This window comes from Flavobacterium sp. DSR2-3-3 (assembly GCF_049896585.1).
Classification (GTDB): domain Bacteria; phylum Bacteroidota; class Bacteroidia; order Flavobacteriales; family Flavobacteriaceae; genus Flavobacterium.
On sequence record NZ_JAFCUP010000008.1, the window covers coordinates 58,031 to 79,373 of the forward strand.

Annotated in this window: 17 protein-coding genes, 1 tRNA gene and 1 pseudogene; 15 read left to right on the plus strand and 4 right to left on the minus strand. The window is 34.5% G+C overall.

Going from position 1 to position 21,343, the window contains the following annotated elements; genetic code table 11:
• The first annotated feature begins 162 nt into the window (after positions 1-162).
• The 15 genes and pseudogenes from ACP7AQ_RS11825 (at position 163) to ACP7AQ_RS11895 (ending at position 15,082) form a co-directional block, all read left to right on the plus strand.
• Positions 163-1,680, plus strand: a complete 1,518-nt coding sequence (locus ACP7AQ_RS11825; protein ID WP_426095585.1) for a glycosyltransferase family 39 protein — start codon at positions 163-165, stop codon at positions 1,678-1,680.
• Positions 1,681-3,159: 1,479 nt separating this feature from the next.
• Positions 3,160-3,489 (plus strand): annotated as a pseudogene (locus ACP7AQ_RS11830) (pyridoxamine 5'-phosphate oxidase family protein).
• A gap of 66 nt (positions 3,490-3,555) precedes the next feature.
• Complete coding sequence (locus ACP7AQ_RS11835; protein WP_426090905.1) at positions 3,556-3,696, plus strand: hypothetical protein; 141 nt, start codon at positions 3,556-3,558, stop codon at positions 3,694-3,696.
• A 104-nt stretch (positions 3,697-3,800) separates the two neighbouring features.
• On the plus strand, positions 3,801-4,040 hold the full coding sequence (locus tag ACP7AQ_RS11840) for a 4a-hydroxytetrahydrobiopterin dehydratase (RefSeq protein ID WP_131477599.1): 240 nt from the start codon (positions 3,801-3,803) through the stop codon (positions 4,038-4,040).
• Between the two features lie 251 nt (positions 4,041-4,291).
• On the plus strand, positions 4,292-5,473 hold the full coding sequence (locus ACP7AQ_RS11845; protein ID WP_426095586.1) for an NAD(P)-dependent alcohol dehydrogenase: 1,182 nt from the start codon (positions 4,292-4,294) through the stop codon (positions 5,471-5,473).
• A 27-nt stretch (positions 5,474-5,500) separates the two neighbouring features.
• Positions 5,501-5,635, plus strand: a complete 135-nt coding sequence (locus ACP7AQ_RS11850) for a hypothetical protein (RefSeq protein WP_426063018.1) — start codon at positions 5,501-5,503, stop codon at positions 5,633-5,635.
• 151 nt (positions 5,636-5,786) lie between these two features.
• Positions 5,787-6,023: a 4a-hydroxytetrahydrobiopterin dehydratase gene (locus tag ACP7AQ_RS11855; protein ID WP_426095587.1), complete on the plus strand. Its 237-nt coding sequence runs from the start codon at positions 5,787-5,789 to the stop codon at positions 6,021-6,023.
• Positions 6,024-6,028: 5 nt separating this feature from the next.
• The gene (locus ACP7AQ_RS11860; protein WP_426095588.1) at positions 6,029-6,592 is read left to right on the plus strand and encodes an NADPH-dependent FMN reductase; all 564 of its coding nucleotides are present in this window, start codon (positions 6,029-6,031) and stop codon (positions 6,590-6,592) included.
• Positions 6,593-7,049: 457 nt separating this feature from the next.
• Positions 7,050-7,457 (plus strand): aldehyde dehydrogenase family protein, encoded by a 408-nt coding sequence (locus tag ACP7AQ_RS11865; RefSeq protein WP_426095589.1) that lies wholly within the window; start codon positions 7,050-7,052, stop codon positions 7,455-7,457.
• A gap of 53 nt (positions 7,458-7,510) precedes the next feature.
• Positions 7,511-7,606 (plus strand): hypothetical protein, encoded by a 96-nt coding sequence (locus ACP7AQ_RS11870; RefSeq protein ID WP_426095590.1) that lies wholly within the window; start codon positions 7,511-7,513, stop codon positions 7,604-7,606.
• 1,236 nt (positions 7,607-8,842) lie between these two features.
• The gene (locus ACP7AQ_RS11875) at positions 8,843-9,667 is read left to right on the plus strand and encodes a formate/nitrite transporter family protein (protein ID WP_426063013.1); all 825 of its coding nucleotides are present in this window, start codon (positions 8,843-8,845) and stop codon (positions 9,665-9,667) included.
• Positions 9,668-10,412: 745 nt separating this feature from the next.
• Complete coding sequence (locus ACP7AQ_RS11880; protein WP_426095591.1) at positions 10,413-10,988, plus strand: hypothetical protein; 576 nt, start codon at positions 10,413-10,415, stop codon at positions 10,986-10,988.
• Positions 10,989-11,756: 768 nt separating this feature from the next.
• Positions 11,757-13,208: a flavin-containing monooxygenase gene (locus ACP7AQ_RS11885; protein ID WP_426095592.1), complete on the plus strand. Its 1,452-nt coding sequence runs from the start codon at positions 11,757-11,759 to the stop codon at positions 13,206-13,208.
• A 581-nt stretch (positions 13,209-13,789) separates the two neighbouring features.
• Positions 13,790-13,969: a hypothetical protein gene (locus ACP7AQ_RS11890; protein WP_426095593.1), complete on the plus strand. Its 180-nt coding sequence runs from the start codon at positions 13,790-13,792 to the stop codon at positions 13,967-13,969.
• A gap of 204 nt (positions 13,970-14,173) precedes the next feature.
• The gene (locus ACP7AQ_RS11895; protein WP_426095594.1) at positions 14,174-15,082 is read left to right on the plus strand and encodes an NmrA family NAD(P)-binding protein; all 909 of its coding nucleotides are present in this window, start codon (positions 14,174-14,176) and stop codon (positions 15,080-15,082) included.
• 405 nt (positions 15,083-15,487) lie between these two features.
• Here ACP7AQ_RS11895 and ACP7AQ_RS11900 read toward each other — a convergent pair.
• The 4 genes from ACP7AQ_RS11900 to ACP7AQ_RS11915 form a co-directional block, all read right to left on the minus strand.
• Positions 15,488-15,559: transfer RNA gene (locus ACP7AQ_RS11900), tRNA-Glu, on the minus strand.
• Positions 15,560-15,733: 174 nt separating this feature from the next.
• On the minus strand, positions 15,734-18,379 hold the full coding sequence (locus tag ACP7AQ_RS11905; RefSeq protein WP_426095595.1) for a multicopper oxidase domain-containing protein: 2,646 nt from the start codon (positions 18,377-18,379) through the stop codon (positions 15,734-15,736).
• A gap of 38 nt (positions 18,380-18,417) precedes the next feature.
• Positions 18,418-20,955 carry a heavy metal translocating P-type ATPase gene (locus ACP7AQ_RS11910; RefSeq protein ID WP_426095596.1) on the minus strand — a complete coding sequence of 846 codons (2,538 nt, stop codon included), beginning with the start codon at positions 20,953-20,955 and terminating at the stop codon, positions 18,418-18,420.
• Between the two features lie 77 nt (positions 20,956-21,032).
• A complete protein-coding gene (locus tag ACP7AQ_RS11915) occupies positions 21,033-21,326 on the minus strand; it encodes a heavy metal-binding domain-containing protein (protein ID WP_426095597.1) in 294 nt (97 codons plus the stop codon).
• Positions 21,327-21,343: the final 17 nt, after the last annotated feature.

The window sequence follows — 21,343 nt, forward strand, 5'->3', positions numbered from 1 at the left end:
AAGAAGAATGCCTTTTTCCAAAAAGAATTTCACTTGTAGTTTAAATCATATATATTTACTAATTGATTAACTAAAATTAGTTCGTTTGAAGGTTTTTAGACGAACTGAAAACATAGGAAATGCTGGATCGACGTGAAAAAAAAAGAAAATAAAAAACAAAAAATGACAAAACAGAATAAACTAATAATCGCATTTTTTTGCATAATAAAACTAACCCTTCATTTAATTGCTGATTATCATTCGGGTTTTCAAGGTGACGAATTATTACATATCGAAACGGGAAAACATTTGGCATTTGGTTATATGGAATTCCCTCCATTAATAGGAGTGTTAGCATTTATTCAAAATATTTTTAATTCCAATTCTCTATATATTCATCATCTATTTTCTCATATTTCTTGCGTTTTAATAGTTATTTATGTTGCAAAAATCACAATTGAATTAGGTGGTAAAAACAAAGCATTATTTTTAACTTTATTATGCATAATCATTGCGCCAGCATTTGGACGTACGCAACAACTTTTTCAACCTGTTGTTTTTGGACAACTATTTTGGACTTTAGGTTTTTATCAATTAGTTCGTTACACAAAATATCTTGACAAAAAATATTTAACCTATTTAACAATTTTTGCATTAATCGGTTTTTTATTCAAGTATGATATTCTGTTTTTTATTTTTGGTTTATCTTCATTATTCTTTTTCAAAAGAACAAGAGAAACAATTTTGAAACAAAATATTGTGCTACATATCGCAATTGCTCTTCTAATTGTTTCGCCAAATATTTATTGGCAATACGCAAACAATTTTCCAGTATTGCAAATGTTTAGCCGCTTATACGAAACGCAATTAGATAAAATTTCGAGAATTGATAATTTGAAAAATTTAATTCTTGCAGCCAATCCCATTTCACTAATTTTGATTTTTCCTGCAATATTTTACATGTTCAAATCTAACAAAGCTGAACTTTATAAACCATTAGCATTTTCAATTACTTTATCCTTTCTTTTATTGATATTCTGTAATGGGAAATCGTATTATTTCTTTCCAATCATTTTAACAATTTTGCCCTTTGGAGCAATATTTTGGGAACAAAAAGTAATTCAAAATCATAAATGGGTTATGTTTCCCGTAACATTTCTTTTGTTTTTAGGTTCTATATTAATTTCATTCGGAATGCCCGTTTATACCTTCAATCATTATTTGCATTCCATTTACAAATATGAAAAGAAAGATATTATTGGAGGAAAATATGGTGTGAAATATGATGAATATTATACGCAGGAAAAATGGAAAAAAACAATGAGCGAATTAAAAAAAGTTTTTGATAGTTTACCAGAAAATGAAAAGCAAAATTGTAAAATTTGGGGCAAACATTATGCTCAAGCAGGAGCCGTTAATTTATTTGGGGCAGCATACAACTTACCAAAAGCATTTTCATATCACGGAAGTTATTACAGTTGGACACCAGGTGGAGAAATGCCAAATACTGTAATTGCATTGAGTTATCAAGTTGGCGATTTTTTCAATCCATATTTTGAAAAAGTAACTCTTGTCAAAAGTATATATAATCCATACGCAGACAACGAAGAAGAACTGTATCAGAGAATATACATTTGTAAAAAGCCAAAACAGAATTTTGAAAAAATGAAAGATTTATTTAAACATCGAATATTTGAATAAATAAAGGCACTATTTCCTAACAGCTAAAGTTTCGTTACGTTAGCAGCACGAACAATAAAACTCCTGTTAAACAGCCTGTCCCGTTTTTACGGGAGAACCGATTGTACGTCCGTTGACACTATGGAGTTTTCGTGAAATTGTGAGAGATTATAATAAGAGGATTTAGTCCTCTTTTTTTTTAAGAACTATTTTGGGTTTGGTGAGGTGCTTCCCTTCACTTTTAAACACAAGTTCCCTAACCCATAAAATAAGTCTTCTTAGGAAATTGCGTTTTGGCTGCCGCCAAAAAACTTAAAGAAAGATCACGTTGTTCAAAAACCTTTATTCGGTGCAAATTGCAAACTCTTCACAAAATGCACTAAAAATGCCAAAGGCAGACTCATTAAACGCTCCCAACACAGCCATTTGATTTATCAAAACAAGGTTAGAATCGGAAATAATTATGAAGTGTATCGCAGAAGGCAAGCCATCGTGGAACATCCCTACAGAGTAATAAAACGCCAATGAGATTTTTATTATATCATAACTAAGAAAACCATCAAACGTGCCTCAGCTAATGTTGGATTAATTTTTTAGCCTACAACCTGCGTCGAATATTTAATTTAATAAAATAAAATCTATAAAAACATTATCTAAAAGTATTGGCTTTGTTTTTGGGGTTCTAATACCAGTTTTTAAAGCTTTTACGGATTGTTTTGTTTTAAGAATGAAGAATTCTTTTTTTTTAAAAAAAATTTTAATCGTAGCTTAAATCATATATATTTACTTACTGATTAACTAAAATGACTTCATTTGATGGTTTTTAAACGAACTGACGTTATGCGATACCGTAAAAAACGTATCAATGAAATTTGTAAAAAAGCCCATCATCTTCAACAAATAAAACACATCTTCATTTTTTTTTGTCATTACACAAAACTGGATAAAAAAAATTAAAGAGTGTTTTTGCCACCCGATAAAACAAAAAAACGTAAACAGTCCTGAAAAATGAAGCTGTAATAGTTTGCCATTTTTAATTCTATTGTGGTTTATAAACCAATGAACTCATTCCTCATTTAAAACGTGTGAATTATGAAATTCATTTAATAAATTACGTAATAATCTGATTACCAATTACCCCTATATTTATCTTTGAGAAATCTAAATTAAAAATCAGGAAATAAATATTAAAAAACAAACCACGATATTTCGGTTAGCAGACACAAACATGTACTTGCATTATTTGAGAAAGTAGTTCTAAAAGGTGATGATATTACCATGAAAACAAGGGCGAGTGCAACTACTTCTGCAGTCCGAACAAACCTTAATCATTCTTTAATTAGATAATAAAAATGTAATTATTAATTAATAAAAAAAAAGTAACATTGAAAATCTTAGCAAAAAAGTAGCATTAATAAACTAAAAAGTTTAGTTGATAATATATTTATTTGTCTATTCTGTACCGATTTAGAAATAAATGATGGATCTACTTGACGAATTATGTTAGTAATCAAAGTTTGTAATCAGGGAAATATCTGGTTCTTTGGTAAAAAGAGCAGTGATAAAAATAAAGCAATTGCTGCAGATAAAAATGTACAGCTCTTTTTTGCGCATCCTGCAGAAACCAATTACTTAGTGGTAAACGGTGAAGCAGAAATAATTTTAGACAGAGAAAAAATTAAAGAATTATAGACATTCATTGCAAAAATTTGGTTCAAAAAAGATAAAGAAGACCCCAATATTTCCATCATTAAAGTAATTCCAACCAAAGATTACTGCTGGGATACCGGACGAAACAGAATGATAAACTCTTTTAAGATCGTCGCATAGGTTGTCACAGGAAATAATTTAGTTACGGGCACTCAAGAAACTATCACGATATAAAAATTTAAACCAATGGCGACAGCAAAAAAAAATTCTTTGGTAAACAATATCAATAAGAAAAAGAAAGAAGGTACTTCTAAGTCTAAAAGGAAATCAACCGTAAGTAAAAAAGCTTATGATGATATGAAAAAAAATTGGGGTAAGGAAACATAACAAAAGTTAAACCTACCTTCAAAAAAGCCTACTACAACAAATTAAAATTTATCAGCCATTTAATGCTGTTCAAGTTATAAAATCAATTCAAAAAATAAACTATTATGTGGAAAGAAGAAAACAATCAATTAAAACGCAGTTTTGAATTTAAAAACTTTGTAGAAGCTTTTACTTTTATGACCAAGGTTGCTTTTGCAGCTGAAAAAATGGGCCATCATCCCAATTGGAGTAATGTATACAACAAGGTAGAAATCTTGCTATTTACACATGATGCCAAAGATAGCATTACCGAAAAAGATGTAAAACTTTCAAAAGAAATAGATAAAATTTTCGATAAAGAATAATTATGAGACACATTGCTATCGTTTCTTCCAGCGTTATAGAAGGGAGAAAAAGCAATGATTTATCGCTTTATTTTCAAAATTATTTTAAGGAAAACAAGCAGGTAAATTGATTTGAAAGCCCTTAACTTTCCTCTTTTTGAAAGCATCTTAAAAACATTAATGACATCATCTTTCAACAAATCATTTCAAAAGTAAAAGAAGGAGAATTTAATATTTCCAAAATTAAACGCACAAAACAAAAATAGAGGAGTATGCAAGACAAAAACCATCAATCAAGACGAAAATTTATTCAGCAAACTTCCATTGTAGGTGCAGGTGTGTTGCTGGCAAATCCACTTAAACTTTTTTCACAAACAAATAAAATAAACAAGATGAGCAAGAATATAAAATCTAAAGGTTATGCCGGCAAAGATGAACAGGGAAAATTAATTTCTTGGAATTTTGAACGAAGACCAGTTGGCGACAATGATATAATGATTGACGTCAAGTTCTGCGGAATTTGCCACTCGGACATCCATACCATAAAAGGACATTGGGGAAAGCAGCAATATCCACAAGTGCCTGGACATGAAATTGCAGGAATAGTGTCAGCAGTCGGAAAAAATGTAACTAAGTTTAAAGTGGGAGACCAAGCGGGTGTGGGTTGCATGGTAAACAGTTGCATGAAATGCGAAAGTTGTAAAAATGGTGAAGAGCAACATTGTGAAACCACAGGCATGGTAGGCACTTACGGCACGCCCGAAAAATCATCACCAACAGGAATTACACAAGGCGGATACTCCACCAATATTGTGGTAATAGAACATTTTGCTATCAAAATCCCTAAGAACATAGAATTGCAATATGCAGCACCCTTGCTTTGCGCAGGAATTACTACTTATTCACCATTGATGAAAGCGAAATTCAAAAAAGGAGATAAAATTGGTGTAGTAGGCATTGGAGGTTTAGGACACATCGCAATTAAATTAGCTGTTTCAAAAGGTGCGGAAGTGTATGCTTTTACAACCTCGCCTTCAAAAGTAAATGATATCAAAGGTTTTGGTGCAAGAGAAGTTATTGTTGTGGACTCGGCAGATAAATTAAAACCATGGTTTGGAAAAATGGATTTTATGATTTCAACCGTACCTTATGCCTATGAAATGTCAGATTATATTTCATGCGTTAAACCGTATGGTTTTTTCACCCAAGTGGGGCTACCTATTAATGGAGAGCTGATGATCAACAATACCAATATGATTTTTAATAGGGTAAATTTCAATGGTTCGTTGATTGGTGGCATTCCAGAAACACAAGAGGTAATGAATTATTGTGCAGAAAATAAAATCTATCCGCAAATACAAATCATCAAAGCGGAAGAAATAAATGACGCGTGGAAAAAGGTGGTAAACAAAGAGGCCCGTTACCGTTATGTAATTGATACAGCAACAATCTAATATTTCAACAAATAATAGATAATAATCATGGCAAAGAAGAAAAAAGACATCCAAAAACCCAAAGACAAGCAGTCGAAAGATCCTTGTTGGGATGGATACAAAAAAGAGGGAATGAAAACCAAAGACGGAAAAAAAGTGCCAAACTGCGTTCCTAAGAAATAAACAATTGTTCCGAAAAGAAAAGTAAAAGTTGAAGATTAAGGGATATTTGTTGTCTGAATTATTTTCAATTTTTGCAGTTTAAAATTTGTAATGTCAGACACCAATAAAAATGATTTGCCATTGCAGTAAGTGAAGTTAAAAAAAAAGCCATATGTGGAAAGAAGAAAACAATCAATTAAAACGCAGTTTTGAATTTAAAGACTTTGTAGAAGCTTTTACTTTTATGACAAAGGTTGCTTTTGCAGCTGAAAAAATGGGCCATCACCCCAATTGGAGTAATGTTTACAACAAGGTAGAAATCTTGCTATTTACGCACGATGCTAAAGATAGCATTACCGAAAAAGATGTGAAACTTTCAAAAGAAATAGATAAAATTTTCAAAAAATAACAATTATGAGACATATTTCAATCATTTCCTCCAGCGTTAGAGTAGGACGAAAAAGCCATAACGTATCGCTTTATTTTCAAAATTATCTTACCGAAAACAAGCTGGCAACAAGTGAGATCATTGACTTAAAGGAGTACAACTTTCCCATCTTTGAAGGCACCTTAAAAACATTGATTAATCCAGCTCAAAATGTTCTTGAATTTGCAGATAAGATTAAATCATCAGATGGAATAATCATCGTTACACCGGAATATAACGGGGGCTATCCCGCAAGTTTAAAAAATGCAATTGACCTGCTTTACGAAGAATGGAGACACAAACCCGTAGGTATTGTTACCGTTTCATCTGGACCTTTTGCTGGTAATCAAGCCCTCGTATCACTTCAGTTTACACTTTGGAAAATGATGGCTTGGACGATTCCTGCCATGTTTTCTGTTCCAACAGTAGATAATGCCTATGATGAAAATGGAAAAGCGTTGGACAAATCCAATTCCGATAAATTGGCAGCAATTTTTATAAAAGAATTACTCTGGTGTATTGAAGCCGACAAAGCACCTAAACATCTGTAAGGTATGCAATTTCAAAATCTAAAGACTAAATTTATGGCAATTTAAGGACCAATCCTGCAACCAACAAAATGGTTAAAACATTTGAAGAAATAACTGAAAATGCGATCGAAAAATCTATTGCAAAATCAGTAGAAATATTTGCAACTTAAAAAAAACGCCTGATTCAAAAAAAGCAGCTTTATTACAAAAAATAGCTAATTTGTTAAAAGAAAAAAGAAGAAGCTTGCCCAGTAAATCACCCTTGAAATGAGCAAGTTTATTGTTCAGACTGAAGGAGAAATTACACCAAGTGCAGAAATATTTGGTTATTATGCTTGTAATGTGAAAGCATTTTTATCAGATAAAATATGAAATCCAGTTGATGGACAGGCGTTGGTTAGGCATAGTCACACAGTTGTATTTCGGGGGGTATAACCGTGGAATTTTCCGTTTTAGCAGGTAGCCGTTGTTGCATCCAATGATGTTGGGTAATGCTAAATTTATTAAGCATTCGTCAATTATTCCACAATGCGCTATAGCCATTGGGAAACTTTTTTTAGAATTAAGAGCCCCAATTGTGCTTTACACCAATCTGTTAGTATCCGTTAGAAGAGCATCGGAATTAGTATTTGATATAAGATTAAAATGCATTTCGCTTACGGGTTGTGAAGTTGCTGGTGCAAGTACTAAAACAAAGGCAGATAAGTATTTTAAAAAAAATATTCTGAAATTAGGAGGAAGCGATATCTTTATTGTTTTTTATGATGTGGATACTAACAAAGCCTCAAAATGGGCAGTCGTTAGCCGAATTAATAATAATGGCGAATGTTGCATTGCAATAAAAAGATTTATCGTAGTTGAAAATATAGATGATGAGTTCTTTTAAAATTTAAAAATAAACAAAAAGCAATTGATTTAGCCAACGATTCTACATTTGGTTTGGGCTGCTGTGTATCTAAAAAAGATATCGAAAGAGGTAAACGTGTGGCCAATCAAATTCGTACAAGAATGTTTTCTATTAATCATCCAACTTGAACACCAGCCTATTTACTATTTGGCGGTAATAAAGGTTGCAGTTATGGGAGAGAACTTTGTGAAGTAGGGATGGATGAATTTGTAAATAAAAAACTCATTAGGGTTAGTGAAATAAACGATCCCTTTTTATTTGGACATTAATAAAATATAATTAAAATACTATCACCTATTCAACAACAAATCGTAATGTCCAGCAGACCGAAGCAAAATCCTGTATTGGAGAATTTTGAAACTGAAAATATAAAACTAACCGAAATTTCGAAGAATTAGACATTTGTTGAGATAATATTTTTCTGTTGATAAGTATATTAGAGGTTGAGTGAATGGTGCTAAATATTATACTCCGCCATTTTAATTGGGAAAACCAATTACTGGTGGAGTAATAGTTAAAGTATTAAAAAATAATTATATCAATTGTAAAGAAAATGATACCGTAACTGGTAGCTTACATTGGCAGTAGCTTTGCATTGCAGTAGAAATTAGCATAGTAAAAATTGACCCTTCAATTGCTCCTGAAAGTTATTTTCTGGGCGTATTAGGAATACCCAACCTTACCGCCTACTTTGGTTTAACGCGTTTTGGTAGAACTAAAAATGAAGAAACTGATGTGGTATCTTGAGCTACAGGTGCTGTTGATCTTGTAACTAATCTCGATGTTAATCAAACAGTTAAACTGCAGGTTTCAGTATATTTATTGTAACAGGCGGCGATAAAAAAGTAAAATTATAACAGGGAAAATTTGGCTTTGATCAGGTCTTAAATTATAAGTCCTGTACTGATTTAAATATAGCAATTACTGATGCTCGTCCAAAAGCAGTATTTATCTATTACGATAATCTGGGAGGTGAAACTTTAAATGCTGTAATAAGCAATATAAATTTCAATGTCAGAATTATATTGTGCGGACATATTGCGTTCTACAAAAGCACTGAAATACCAATTGGTCCCCGACTCCAACCCATGTTACTGACCAGAAGTGTTTTAATACAGGGTTTTCTCATTGGCAATTACAAAAGTTAATTTAGTAAAGGTGACAAGCATTTGGCAGCATGGGTACAAAAAGGTAAATTAAAATATGAAGTAAAGATTGTAAAAGACGTTGACAATTTATCTGCATAACTGCTGAGTTTATTTATAGGTGATAACATTGGAAAAATGATTTTGGAAGTGTGAATTCGAAATCAAATAGAAAATAGTAACACTATTGACTTCCTTCAGTACTAAAAAAATACGGCAATGGATACTAAAAAAAAAGAAGAGCTACCTACACAAACAGAACATACAGCAGAGCAACCAAAAGAGCCTTATGAAATAATGGTTGAGCAAATAGACGCGGGCTTAAAAGAATACCGTCGTTCTAACACAGGGCTCTTTATATCGTCACTTTCTGCAGGTCTTGAGGTCGGTTTCAGCATACTTGTTATTGGTATAATTTATACACTATTTAAAACGGAGATAAGTCCTGGTAAACTATATTTAATGATGGCCTTGGTATATCCTCTTGGCTATATTTTTGTAATTATCGGGCGGTCGGAGCTTTTTACAGAACACACCGTTTTAGCGACTATACCTGTATTTAATGGCAAAGCTTCGCTTAGAAGTTTAGTGAATCTTTGGATAATTATTTATGTAGGGAATTTATTGGGAGGATATCTTTTTGGCTCAATTGTTTTACAATTTAATGCTGGCACACATCTTATTTCACTTGATTTTTTTCACTTTATATCGCAAAAAATGGTAGCGTACAGCAGCGCTAATATTGTAGTAAGCAGCATAATGGCAGGTTGGCTAATGGGTACGCTATCTTGGTTGCTAAGCGCGGCACAAGATACCCTTAGCCGTGTAGCAATGATATTTTTTGTAACATTCATTATTAGCATCGCAGGATTGCACCATTGTATTGTTGGATCTATAGAAATATTTATGGCTTATTTTGCCAATGCAAACGATATAAGCGGGTTGGAATTTTTAAAATTTCAAGTTCTTTCTACGTTGGGTAATATAATCGGCGGAGTAGTTTTGGTAGCTGTCGTAAAGTATGCACATAGCAAACGAAAATAGCAATATATGATTCACACCGCAATGTAAAATAAAAGTTTCAATATGCCTTCAGTTTATAAAGTAAGTGGCTCCCATTTCAGCGGAAGAAGATTTCTTTTTATTAAAAAATGAATTAAAAATAAAATCAGAATTTATTTTAAAAAAGAGGATTGGGCTTCTTATTTTTTAAAAAACGGCATGCTTTACACAAGTTAAAAGGCGACATCTTATCCTGTTGTAGCAAAAGAGTCAGTATAGATTGTGAAAAAACTATTGTTACATCAGCGTAATTTCTAATCATTCAGGTACAAAAAATGAAAAAGAAAAAAAAATTCTTAAAACTACTGTTAAAAGTCACGAGAATTCTTCTGGATGATCCAAATTTTCGGATAGTGACCATTATCATATCTGATAAAGAAACATCTTTAATAAAAATAAAATCTTAAAAAGATTACAACGATTGGTTACAATCAATGGCTGTGAAATATTGCAACAGTTCTAAAAAATAATCTCTAAAAGTATTGGCTCAATATTTTGCTGCTCTGACAACGCTTTTTTAATACTTGTTAGCCTTATCTCCTTTTGAGAATGTGAAAGTCACTTCTATTAAAAAGAATTTTAATTGTAGTTTAAATCATATATATTTACTAACTGATTAGCTAAAATGAGCTCGTTTAAAGTTTTTTAGACGAACTAGCCTTAGCGGTCAGGCGATGCACAACTAGGAAACTATTAGAGATTAGAAAACCTAAAAAAAGGTAAAAAAATGACAGAAAAAGAATTTTTTAAGATCGGTTTATATTTCACTACAATAATCACAGTTGCTATCTGGTCGCTTTTAATTTGGGATCATTTCCATGGTGGTGTACCTAGTCATCACATGCTACAAAATGAAGACTTACCTGAATTTTCAAATTGGTTGGGAGGAATTTTAATTCCATTGCTTACGTGGTTTCTATTTTACAGAGTACAAAAGAGAATTGGAAATGATTTAACTGTTTTTAAGTTCTCAGTAAATATACTTTATGCTTTCATTGCTGCATTATCTTTTAGTTTATTACTATCTGTTTTTTTTACTTTAGGATATTCAGAAATACCATTTTATATGATTGTCTCATTGCTAGTTCTTACACTCTTTTTACCTATTTATAAGGCTGAGTATTTTCTAGGATTTGTTATCGGTATGACATTTACTTTTGGCGGCGTGCTTTCCATTGGAATAATATCAATTCTTAGTTTAATTGGAGCGATTTTATATCGGATAGTTAAACCAGGACTACTCTTCATCATAGCAAGAACTTCAAATTTAATCTCTTCAAAAAAAAATACAAAGACATTATAAAAAACGGAAATAAGGACATGCGCGAACCGCTAACACACGGTAAGCTCCATTGCCGATTTTTCACTCGCTGGCACTTCTTTTTCACGAAAAACTTCTAACTTGTCGAAAGAACTCATCTCGCTTTAATCGGCAACGAGAGCCTAGGGAGAGACCGTTAACCGTCAATTTGCAGAATCAAAGAAACCACATAGAAAATATGAAATCGAAATTTTTATTCATTTTACTAATTGTTTTAAGCAATCCCATTTTTTCTCAAGAAAAAAAGGAAGTAATCCGATGGCTTGGAAATATACTCAGTTTTCTTGTTAACTTACAGCGAGGTTATGTAAAACGTGACTTCCAATTGGTGATTAAAACTTAATCGGCAGGGAACAGAAGAAGTAAATCTAACAAAACTATTGAAAAAATCTGACGTGATAACGTAAGAAAGCTTTGCCGTTGTAAGGGGATAGCTTTTCTGACTTGCTTTATTTTCCCTCGTTGGAGGGCACGTTTTGCAAAACCGCGCTATTCTTAGTGACGACATATCTGATAGGTTGGGAAATTTTAAAAGCCAAATTATTAGCTGGACAAAAGAATGACCCCCAGCGTTACAGCGTGTTTATTCAAAAATAAATTTGTCGTTCAATCCTAATAAAAACCCATTTTTTTCCACTTTAAAAGGTTTTCATATCAATTACAAACACCGTTACTTAAGAAAATGTAATGGTGTTTTTTTATTGCTACAATTTTGTATTTTGCAACAGCATTTAATTCTAAAATAAAAACATGAATACCGATCGTATAGATATTGTTATAATAGGAGCAGGATTATCCGGTATAGGCGCCGCGTGTCATTTGTCACGCAAAAATCCAGACAAAAAATATGTTATTTTAGAGGCTAGAGCGGAACTTGGAGGTACCTGGAGTTTGTTTCAATACCCCGGAATCCGTTCTGATTCGGATATGTATACTTTTGGCTATTCCTTTAAAACATGGGAAGACCAAAAGTCTTTCGCTGACGGACCTTCTATTTTAAAATATCTGAATGAAGCCGCAGACGAATATAAAGTGCGCGCGCATATCATCTACAATCAACGCGCTCTTTCTTATAACTTCGATACAGAAAAAAAATCATGGACGGTCACTACCGTAAATACCGTTACGGAAGAAGAAACAGTTTACAGGTGCCAGTTTATCTTTAGCTGTAGCGGCTATTATAATTATAACAAAGGATACACTCCTGAATTTAAGGATCAATCCCGTTTTGAAGGTAAAATAACCCATCCGCAAAAGTGGCCTGAAAAATTAGATGTCGCCAATAAAAAAGTGGTTATAATTGGCAGCGGCGCCACTGCTGTGACCATCCTTCCGGAGCTTGCCGCCGAAGGTGCACAAGTTGTCATGCTGCAACGATCGCCAACCTATATTGCTGCTTTACCAAATAAAGACAAAATTGCTGCTCGCCTCAAAAGCCTGTTCCCGAAAAAAGTAGCCTATAGACTGATTCGTTATAAAAATATTTTTTACGCTATTGTCTTTTTTAATCTGTGCAAGTTCTTTCCGGAGGCAATGAAAAAATTCATCATTAAAGGGGCTAAAAAAGCTTTGGGTAACTTTCCCGTGGACCCTCATTTTATACCCAATTACAATCCATGGGAACAACGTTTTTGCATTGCGCCAAACGGAGATTTTTTTAGAGCCATAAGAAAAGGGAACGCATCGGTAGTTACTGACCATATCGATTGTTTTTTAACAAATGGCATTTTACTAAAATCGGGGAAGACACTGGCCGCCGACATTATAATTACCGCAACTGGACTTAATTTAGTGGCGTTTGGAGGCGTAAAAATTCAACTGGATTCGCAACCTTTTGATGTTTCTAAATCTTTTGTCTATAAAGGCCTCATGTTAAGCGACCTGCCCAACTTCTTTATTTTTGTTGGCTATACCAATGCTTCGTGGACGTTGAAAAGTGATCTTACCAGCGAATATATATCTCGGGTTTTAAAATATTTGGACAAACACCATTATAAAGCAGTGCAGGCAAAAGTAGTCGAAACGAATTTAAAACCCGTTCCACTACTAAACTTGAATTCCGGCTACATCAACAGAGCAGCGAATATGCTTCCTAGTCAGGGAAACAAAGCACCTTGGCGTGTTTATCAAAATTATGTGCTGGATTATAAAATGCTTCGCTTGGATGCCGTTAAAGATAAACGACTTACGTTTTTCAAATAAAGGAGGTTTAAGAGTACTGGACAGTAAAGAATTATATATTAATAATCCGAAAAGAAATGGTATTTTAGCTCCAAGATCCTAACAAAACATAGGAACGTCATATCACATATTAATAATTTTCAAATTAAATAGATTGAAAAAATGTTTAAAATATCTCATTTCACTCTTTCTGGCTTTTGGCCTGATTGCAAATGATGGTGCTTTAGACTCTCAATCAAATCCAGCAGATTATTATCAATTCTCGAACGTAATTCTTAGAAAAGAATTAAACTATAAGGGTTCAAAATTATGTGCGTTCCACAAGGCAAATCCCTCTGAAAAAACATCATTCCTATTTCACTTAGTTTATCTCCAATTTCAAGATAGTTGTAGTCTTCAAATTACGGTTCTACTTAAATTACAGACGTTGCTTTATCAAAAAGTAAGTTCATTTACATCTCAATACGTTTTTATAAATGAGATGATTACTTCCCGAAACTCCTGTAAAAGTATATACACAGCCTAGATAATTCTTTCTATGCATTTATGCAGTTCCTTGCATAAAGATGATACCAAATGTCTAATCATTTATCATTTACAAAATGTATAAACAGAAAAATAAAGCACGTTTAGAGCAATCTAAACACCCTGTTCTTTGGGTAAAAAGAAAAATTATGCTCCTTATTACTGCATTTATGATCGGAATGTCAAACGGAATGAATGACCGCGATCATACAATTAACGGGAATCAAAATCACACGGAACAACTTAAAAAAGATTAATTTGATTGATTGTGAATATGTTACGCTACAGCCGATTGCTAAAATTTACAATCCATTCTCTTTTATAAAAAACTAATTACAATCTAAATCATCTATATTTACGTTGTATTTAAAAGCCGAGCAACCCAGTTTATCGGTTTTTAGGCGAACTGACGTTGATTTATTGGAAAATCTTACAGCGGACAAAATAAAATAGAAAAGAAAATGAAAAAAATAATTTTAGTAGCAGGTGCGACGGGTAATTTAGGATTAAGAATAGTAAAGGCTTTAGTAAACAAAGATGCCGAAATAATTGTGGTTGTTCGTTCGAACAGTGATATTGAAAAAATAAAAGTACTTGAAAATTTAGGTGTTAAAATTTATAAGGTGAGTAGTTGGAATTTGGAAGAATTAAAAACTTCTTGCGTTGGTGTTTCCTGCGTAGTTTCCGCTTTAGCCGGATTGCGTGAAGTGGTTGTAGATGCCCAAAAAGTTTTGCTAGATGCAGCCATAGCAGCGGGCGTTCCTCGCTTTATTCCGTCAGACTACTCTTTAGATTTTACTAAGTTTTCATATGGTGAAAACCGAAACTTAGATCTAAGACGTGAATTTCACGAATATCTTGACAAAATGCCTATTGCTGCAACTTCAATTTTTAACGGAGCTTTTACTGAATTGCTAATAGACGAAATGCCTATGATTCTTTTCAAACAGAAAATAATTCTATATTGGGGAAATAAGGATTACAAATTGGCCTTTACCACAATGGATAATACCGCAGAATTTACAGCTAAAGTTGCCCTTGAATCAAACACTCCTCGATATCTTAGAATTGCAGGTGATCTAATAAGTCCGCGCGAATTAAAAGTAATAACTAGTCAGCTCACAGGTCAGAAGTTTCGCTTATTTAGACCTGGCGGACAAAAACTTCTTGCTGTAATTATAAAGATTGCACGAAGATTGGCACCAGGAAAAAAAGAACTGTACCCGGCATGGCAAGGAATGCAATACATGCACAATATGATTGATGAACGTTCAAAAATAGCGAAGCTCGATATTAACCGTTACCCAGAAATACAATGGACGACGGTAAAAGACTTTCTACTTAAATATCAAAAGGAAAAAAGTATTTAATCAAATTGAAAGTTACGTTAGTTAGCAAATGAAAAAATTAACTACAGCTGTAAGCAGATTTACAGTAGTCGAGGTTTCGTACCCAACTCTGCAAATTATCCATTAAAAAAATAAATTTGCTGCGTAAGTTGCGCAAATGTCTCTGACTTTGCGCCAAAAATTAAAAATAAATGATACCGTAAATGCAAGGTTTTAAAAGCAGATATTATTTGTTACAAAGCCCCGAAACTAAACACAGCATGGTGCAACCTTAAATAGAGCACCCTGTTTCCTAATAATACCTTATATTTCTAAAATTTGAACTATTTTATTATTTTATAAAATTCACAAAAAGAACAGTCAAAACCAATAAAAAAAGCCTTGAAAAATAATTTTCGAGGCTTTTTTAGCTTGTGTTTATGAATGTAGCCCGTAGCGGAATCGAACCGCTCTTACATGGATGAAAACCATGCGTCCTAACCGATAGACGAACGGGCCCTGTTTTTCTATTTCGGGTGCAAAAATAACAATATTTTTGAGATGCACAAAGCCAAAACCAAAAACCTTCCAATAAAAACAGCCTGTATTGAACTTGTAAATTGTAAGCAGTTCAGAATTAACACTTACCAAAATAAGTTTGCTTTTTTATGAAAACTGAGTTTTGAGAATTAACTAATAATTCAAACTCACTCCAAAACCCATTCCCATATCGCTGTCATAATGCGTTGTAATTCCAAAATTTCTCTTGACTATATAACGCAATCCCGCCATGTATTCTCTATCGGTATTCCACATTAAATTCATGCGCAATCTTTTGGAAACCGGAATATCCATGCGCTCAAATTGCAACCTGAAATTTCCGTCGGTATAGACTTCAGCTTGTGCTTTGATGAGCAAGGGTAACGTATATTCAACTCCGGCACTGAAAACAGCCCGATTGTCTTTGGTATTGGTTTGACCAAAAAGATTTTCTTCCATTGCTCCCATTTCCATTTTTCGATACCGCCAGTCAAAACCGATGAACGGCATTAACCATTGCATTTTCCCGATGTATCGTCCAACATGAGTTTCAGTTTCATAACCGTGTTCATCGGTATACCCTAAACGCCATTCGGTACCAATACTCCAACGCGTGTTTTGAATCATCAGCATTCCATCATTTCCATTGGTGGCAAAATCATTTTCGGCCATCACACGAAAAGCTCTGTCATCAGCGAATAATTTGCGTTGCGCCAATTTTGGATTTGGAATCAAAGGATTGGGCTCTTGATTTTCATAGCTAAAAACACGACCCATTCCCGCCATCATGTGATAGAGAATGTGACAATGAAAAAACCAATCGCCTTTTACATTCGCATTAAACTCAATCGTATCGGTTTCCATGGGCATAATGTCAATGATGTTTTTCATGGGAGCGAACTCGTCCTGACCATTCAGGACTCTAAAATCATGCCCGTGTAAATGCATCGGGTGGCGCATCATGGAGCCATTGAAGAGTACAACTCGAACATTCTCTCCTTTTTTAATTAAAATTTTATCGGCTTCCGAAACCACTTTATTGTCCAGACTCCACACGTAGCGATTCATGTTTCCTGATAATTCAAACCGCAATTCTTTTACGGGCGCGTCTTTTGGCAAGGTTGTTTTAGTAGGTGATTTCAGCATGGCATAATTTAAGGTAGTAATATCAGATAATGCATTACTATTATAATCCTCCTCCGTCATTTTCATGCCATCCATCTTCGGAGAGGTCTCCTCCATTTTCATTTTTCCCATATCATGAGACGAATGATCCATTTCAACTTCTTTTTGCGTTCCTTCTTTAGCATCTATCGGCCCCGTGATTTCTGGATACATTACTACATTCATATCCATTTGGTTCAGCGACATTTTCATACCCATATCATCTAAATCGCCATTCATTTTCATCATGCCGTTCATCATTTTCATCCCTTCAAAATATTTTAATTTTGGCAAAGGCAACATCAGTTGTTTCACACCATCTCCTAAATATAACGAAGCGGATTTTGTGCGATCTTCAGAAGTGACTAAAAATTCAAAAGCAGTCTTCTCGGCAGGAATCGTCACGACAACATCATAGGTTTCAGACACCGCAACAATCAAACGATCCACTTCAACTGGCTCCACATCATTTCCATCACTGGCAACAACAGTGATTTTTCCTCCCGCATAATTCAGCCAAAAATAGGTCGAGGCACCACCATTGGCAATTCGCAACCTCACTTTATCGCCCGCTTTGAACTGCGAAAGTTGAGTTTCATTTTTACCGTTAATCAAAAACTTATTATAATAGACATCGCTTACATCCATCGCATTCATTCGTTTCCATTCGTTGGCAACTTTGGTCTTAAAATGTCCCGCTCTAATGGCTTCTGCGTAACTTTGTGTAGTTCCTTTTTGAATCGCAAACCAATCGGTTGCGTTGTGCAGCATCCGATGGACATTTTTTGGATTTAAATCAGTCCATTCACTCAAAATGATTGGAACCGTTGGTAAATCATCAATTCCTGTTCTAAAGGTTGGGTCTTCATTTCTTTTATTCATGATAAAAGAACCATACATACCAATTTGCTCCTGCAAACCCGTGTGACTGTGATACCAATGCGTTCCATGTTGAATTATAGGGAATGTATATTTATGTACCGTATGTGGTTTAATTGGCATTTGGGTCAAATTGGGCACACCATCTTCTTTATTAGGCAAAAACAATCCGTGCCAGTGCAACGAAGTTTCCTCATCCAACTCATTATGCACATAGATTTCGGCAATATCGCCTTCGGTAAAAGTAAGCGTTGGCATCGGAATCTGTCCGTTTACGGCAATTGCTCTTTTGGGTGCATCGCCAAAAGTGACAATGGTGTCTCGAACATATAAATCATACCGAACCGTTTTGGGCGGTGCGTTTTTCGCTGTTCTTTTAACCGGTTCTTCTATAACTTTAGCATATTCTGAGGGAACAATTGTGTGATTTTGATGAGAATCATCACTTGTTGCTTTAGTTTCAATAACGGTTGTTTTTACAGGTACTCCTTGTTTTACAACTGGTTTTGCCACCTGCTTTTTTGGAACAGATTTTTTTACCGATTTGGCTTTTTCCTTGATTAAATCCATGCCACACTTTGGGCATTTTCCAGGTTTATTCGCATGAATTTCCGGGTGCATTACACAAGTGTACGTTACAGGCTGTGCCTGAAGAATAAATGCTTTTCTGGAAATGGCATTTCCACTTTTATTTTCTGCTATTGCAAAAAGAGGAATAAGCATCAGAAATAAAATTAATAAGATCGTATTTTTCATATTTTCTAATTTATAAATAAACTTTTAAATATTTCCGTTTAAAGTTTTAGACCACGCAATCTTAATGCATTTGCAATTACTGAAACCGAGCTAAAACTCATGGCCAAAGCCGCGATCATTGGCGAAAGGAGCACTCCAAAAAACGGATACAAAACACCGGCGGCAATGGGAATTCCCAGTACGTTGTAAAAAAAAGCAAAAAATAAGTTTTGTTTTATATTTCGCATTACCGCATGACTTAAATTTTTGGCTTTTACTATGCCTTGTAAATCCCCTTTCACCAACGTTATTTTTGCACTTTCTATCGCCACATCAGTTCCGGTTCCCATGGCAATGCCGACATCCGCTTGCGCCAAAGCCGGAGCATCGTTGATTCCGTCGCCTGCCATAGCTACAATTTTTCCTTCAGATTGCAATCGTTTTATTTCTTTCAGTTTGTCTTCCGGTAAACAACCCGCTTTGTAAGAACTTAAATTCAGTTCCGCTGCCACAGCCTTTGCCGTATTTTCATTATCGCCCGTTAGCATGATTACTTCCACACCCTGACGGATTAATTCTTTTATGGCTGTAACACTTGTTGCTTTTATCGCATCTGTAATTGATACAAATCCCACTGCAATTCCATCAACTGAAATGTAAGAAACGGTTTTCCCTAGTTTTTGTTGAGCAATAATTTGATTTTCGAGCTCTGCAGAAATCGTGGCATTCACTTGTTCCATCAATTTTTTATTTCCCAACGCTACTTTTTTATTAGTTACTGTTCCAATCACGCCTTTGCCTGAAATTGCTTCAAAATCCTTTACTTCTATTAAAGTGACTTCTTTCGCTTTCGCAAAATTGACTACGGCTTGCGCCAAAGGATGTTCGCTGTACTGATTTAAAGATGCAATGCTTTGCAATAGTTCATTTTCGTCATTTTGCAGGGAAAATACTTTTTCAACAGAAGGTTTCCCTTCGGTAATTGTTCCTGTTTTATCCGTAATTAAAACATTTACTTTGTTCATATTTTCCAGTGCTTCGGCGTTTTTAATCAAAACTCCCGATTGTGCCCCTTTTCCAACACCAACCATCACTGACATTGGCGTAGCCAAACCCAAAGCGCAAGGACACGCAATTATCAATACCGCAATAGCGTTGATAAATCCATAGACCATTGCGGGTTCAGGACCAAATTGTGACCAAACAAAAAAGGTTATTATGGAAACCCCAACTACAATTGGTACAAAATATTTAGCGATTTTATCTGCTAATTTTTGAATAGGTGCTCTAGAACGACTCGCATCATTTACCATCTTTACGATTTGCGAAAGCAAGGTTTCCGAACCAACTTTCTCGGCAATCATTACAAAGGATTTATTTCCGTTTATGGTTCCCGCTATAACGGAATCCTCTATTTTTTTATCAACGGGAATAGGTTCTCCTGAAATCATCGATTCATCAATAGTACTTTCTCCATCGGTAATTTTGCCATCCACCGGAATTTTATCTCCCGGTTTTACACGCAACAAATCTCCTTTTTTGATATCATGAATTGAAATTACTTTATCAGCTCCATTGCTAACCAAAGTGGCTTCAGTTGGTGCTAATTTCAACAATTCTTTTATCGCACCACTAGTTTGACTGTGAGCCCTGGCCTCAAGTAATTGTCCCAATAAAACCAATGTTAGTATGACAGTTGTTGCTTCGAAATAAAGCGACACTGTTCCATTATGCGTTTTGAATTCGTCGGGGAACATAGCCGGGAAAAATAATCCAAATAAACTAAATAAGAAAGCGACTCCAGCCCCAATTCCAATCAAGGTAAACATATTGAGATTCCAAGTAACAATGGATTTCCATGCGCGCTCAAAAAACATCCAACACGCATAAAAAACGACTGGAAGCGATAAAATTAGTTGTACCCAATTCCACTTTTCTAAATCCATAATTTTCATTATTGGATTATTCGGAATCATATCTGACATCGCAATTATGAAAATGGGAACAGTACAAACTACCGCTATTTTCATTTTGCGCACCAAGTCATTATAAACCTTATTTTCTTGAGAATCGGTGGGTTCCATTGGCACTAAATCCATTCCGCAGATGGGACAAGAACCCGGACCTTCTTTGATAACTTCGGGATGCATGGGACAAGTATACATTGTTTTACTACTTGTCAATTCTGCTTCTTTAACTAAATCCATTCCACAAACCGGACAATCTCCCGGCTTATCATACACCTTTTCACCCTCACAATGCATCGGGCAATAATATGTTCCCGGTACATTATTCGGTGAAGTAACTTTTGACTCCTCTGGTGGTTTATTCGAACCGCAACATGCTTTACTTGAAGGTTTATTTGATAGTTCTAAAACAGTATCGATTGGGGATTCCATAGAAATGGAATATTTGCCAGCTTTGGAAAGCGTTTCTTGTAACTGAACTAATGGGACATGCTCTTTCATTATTAAGGTAGCAATTGGCGGATCTAGAGAAACAGTTGCTTCAACTCCCGCAATGCTATTTAATGCCTTTTCAACTGATGAACGACAGCCATTACATGTCATTCCCATTATATGGTAATCATGTTTCATTTTAGTTTATTTTAAATCAACCTTACCGTTTCTTGAGTAGTAAGGTTGTTTAGATTTACATAAGGCAAGATCCTTATTTATTTGCTGCTTTTTGTGGCGGTTTCAGTTACTGGCTCTGTCAACTTCATACCACATTTTGGGCATTTATCATTCAGTTTGCCTTGCACTTCGGGATGCATCGGACAAGCATACATTGTCACAGTGTTTTTCATCATTAAGGAATCGTTCATCATCTTGTTACCGTCAGAATTCTTCATCGCTGAACTATCTTCCATCATAGGAGAATCAATAGTTGAATTTTCTTTATTCTTTTGGTTACAGGAAACCATTATAATAGCCGTCATTAGGGCTAAAAAAAATATTTTTTTCATCGCATCTATTTGTTAAT

Bases quoted from the DNA above. Each gene is read 5' to 3' on its own strand.
- ACP7AQ_RS11825 (WP_426095585.1), top strand. From the start codon at position 163: ATGACAAAACAGAATAAACTAATAATCGCATTTTTTTGCATAATAAAA.
- ACP7AQ_RS11835 (WP_426090905.1), top strand. From the start codon at position 3,556: ATGGCGACAGCAAAAAAAAATTCTTTGGTAAACAATATCAATAAGAAA.
- ACP7AQ_RS11840 (WP_131477599.1), top strand. From the start codon at position 3,801: ATGTGGAAAGAAGAAAACAATCAATTAAAACGCAGTTTTGAATTTAAA.
- ACP7AQ_RS11845 (WP_426095586.1), top strand. From the start codon at position 4,292: ATGCAAGACAAAAACCATCAATCAAGACGAAAATTTATTCAGCAAACT.
- ACP7AQ_RS11850 (WP_426063018.1), top strand. From the start codon at position 5,501: ATGGCAAAGAAGAAAAAAGACATCCAAAAACCCAAAGACAAGCAGTCG.
- ACP7AQ_RS11855 (WP_426095587.1), top strand. From the start codon at position 5,787: ATGTGGAAAGAAGAAAACAATCAATTAAAACGCAGTTTTGAATTTAAA.
- ACP7AQ_RS11860 (WP_426095588.1), top strand. From the start codon at position 6,029: ATGAGACATATTTCAATCATTTCCTCCAGCGTTAGAGTAGGACGAAAA.
- ACP7AQ_RS11865 (WP_426095589.1), top strand. From the start codon at position 7,050: ATGATGTTGGGTAATGCTAAATTTATTAAGCATTCGTCAATTATTCCA.
- ACP7AQ_RS11875 (WP_426063013.1), top strand. From the start codon at position 8,843: ATGGATACTAAAAAAAAAGAAGAGCTACCTACACAAACAGAACATACA.
- ACP7AQ_RS11880 (WP_426095591.1), top strand. From the start codon at position 10,413: ATGACAGAAAAAGAATTTTTTAAGATCGGTTTATATTTCACTACAATA.
- ACP7AQ_RS11885 (WP_426095592.1), top strand. From the start codon at position 11,757: ATGAATACCGATCGTATAGATATTGTTATAATAGGAGCAGGATTATCC.
- ACP7AQ_RS11890 (WP_426095593.1), top strand. From the start codon at position 13,790: ATGTATAAACAGAAAAATAAAGCACGTTTAGAGCAATCTAAACACCCT.
- ACP7AQ_RS11895 (WP_426095594.1), top strand. From the start codon at position 14,174: ATGAAAAAAATAATTTTAGTAGCAGGTGCGACGGGTAATTTAGGATTA.
- ACP7AQ_RS11905 (WP_426095595.1), bottom strand. From the start codon at position 18,379: ATGAAAAATACGATCTTATTAATTTTATTTCTGATGCTTATTCCTCTT.
- ACP7AQ_RS11910 (WP_426095596.1), bottom strand. From the start codon at position 20,955: ATGAAACATGATTACCATATAATGGGAATGACATGTAATGGCTGTCGT.
- ACP7AQ_RS11915 (WP_426095597.1), bottom strand. From the start codon at position 21,326: ATGAAAAAAATATTTTTTTTAGCCCTAATGACGGCTATTATAATGGTT.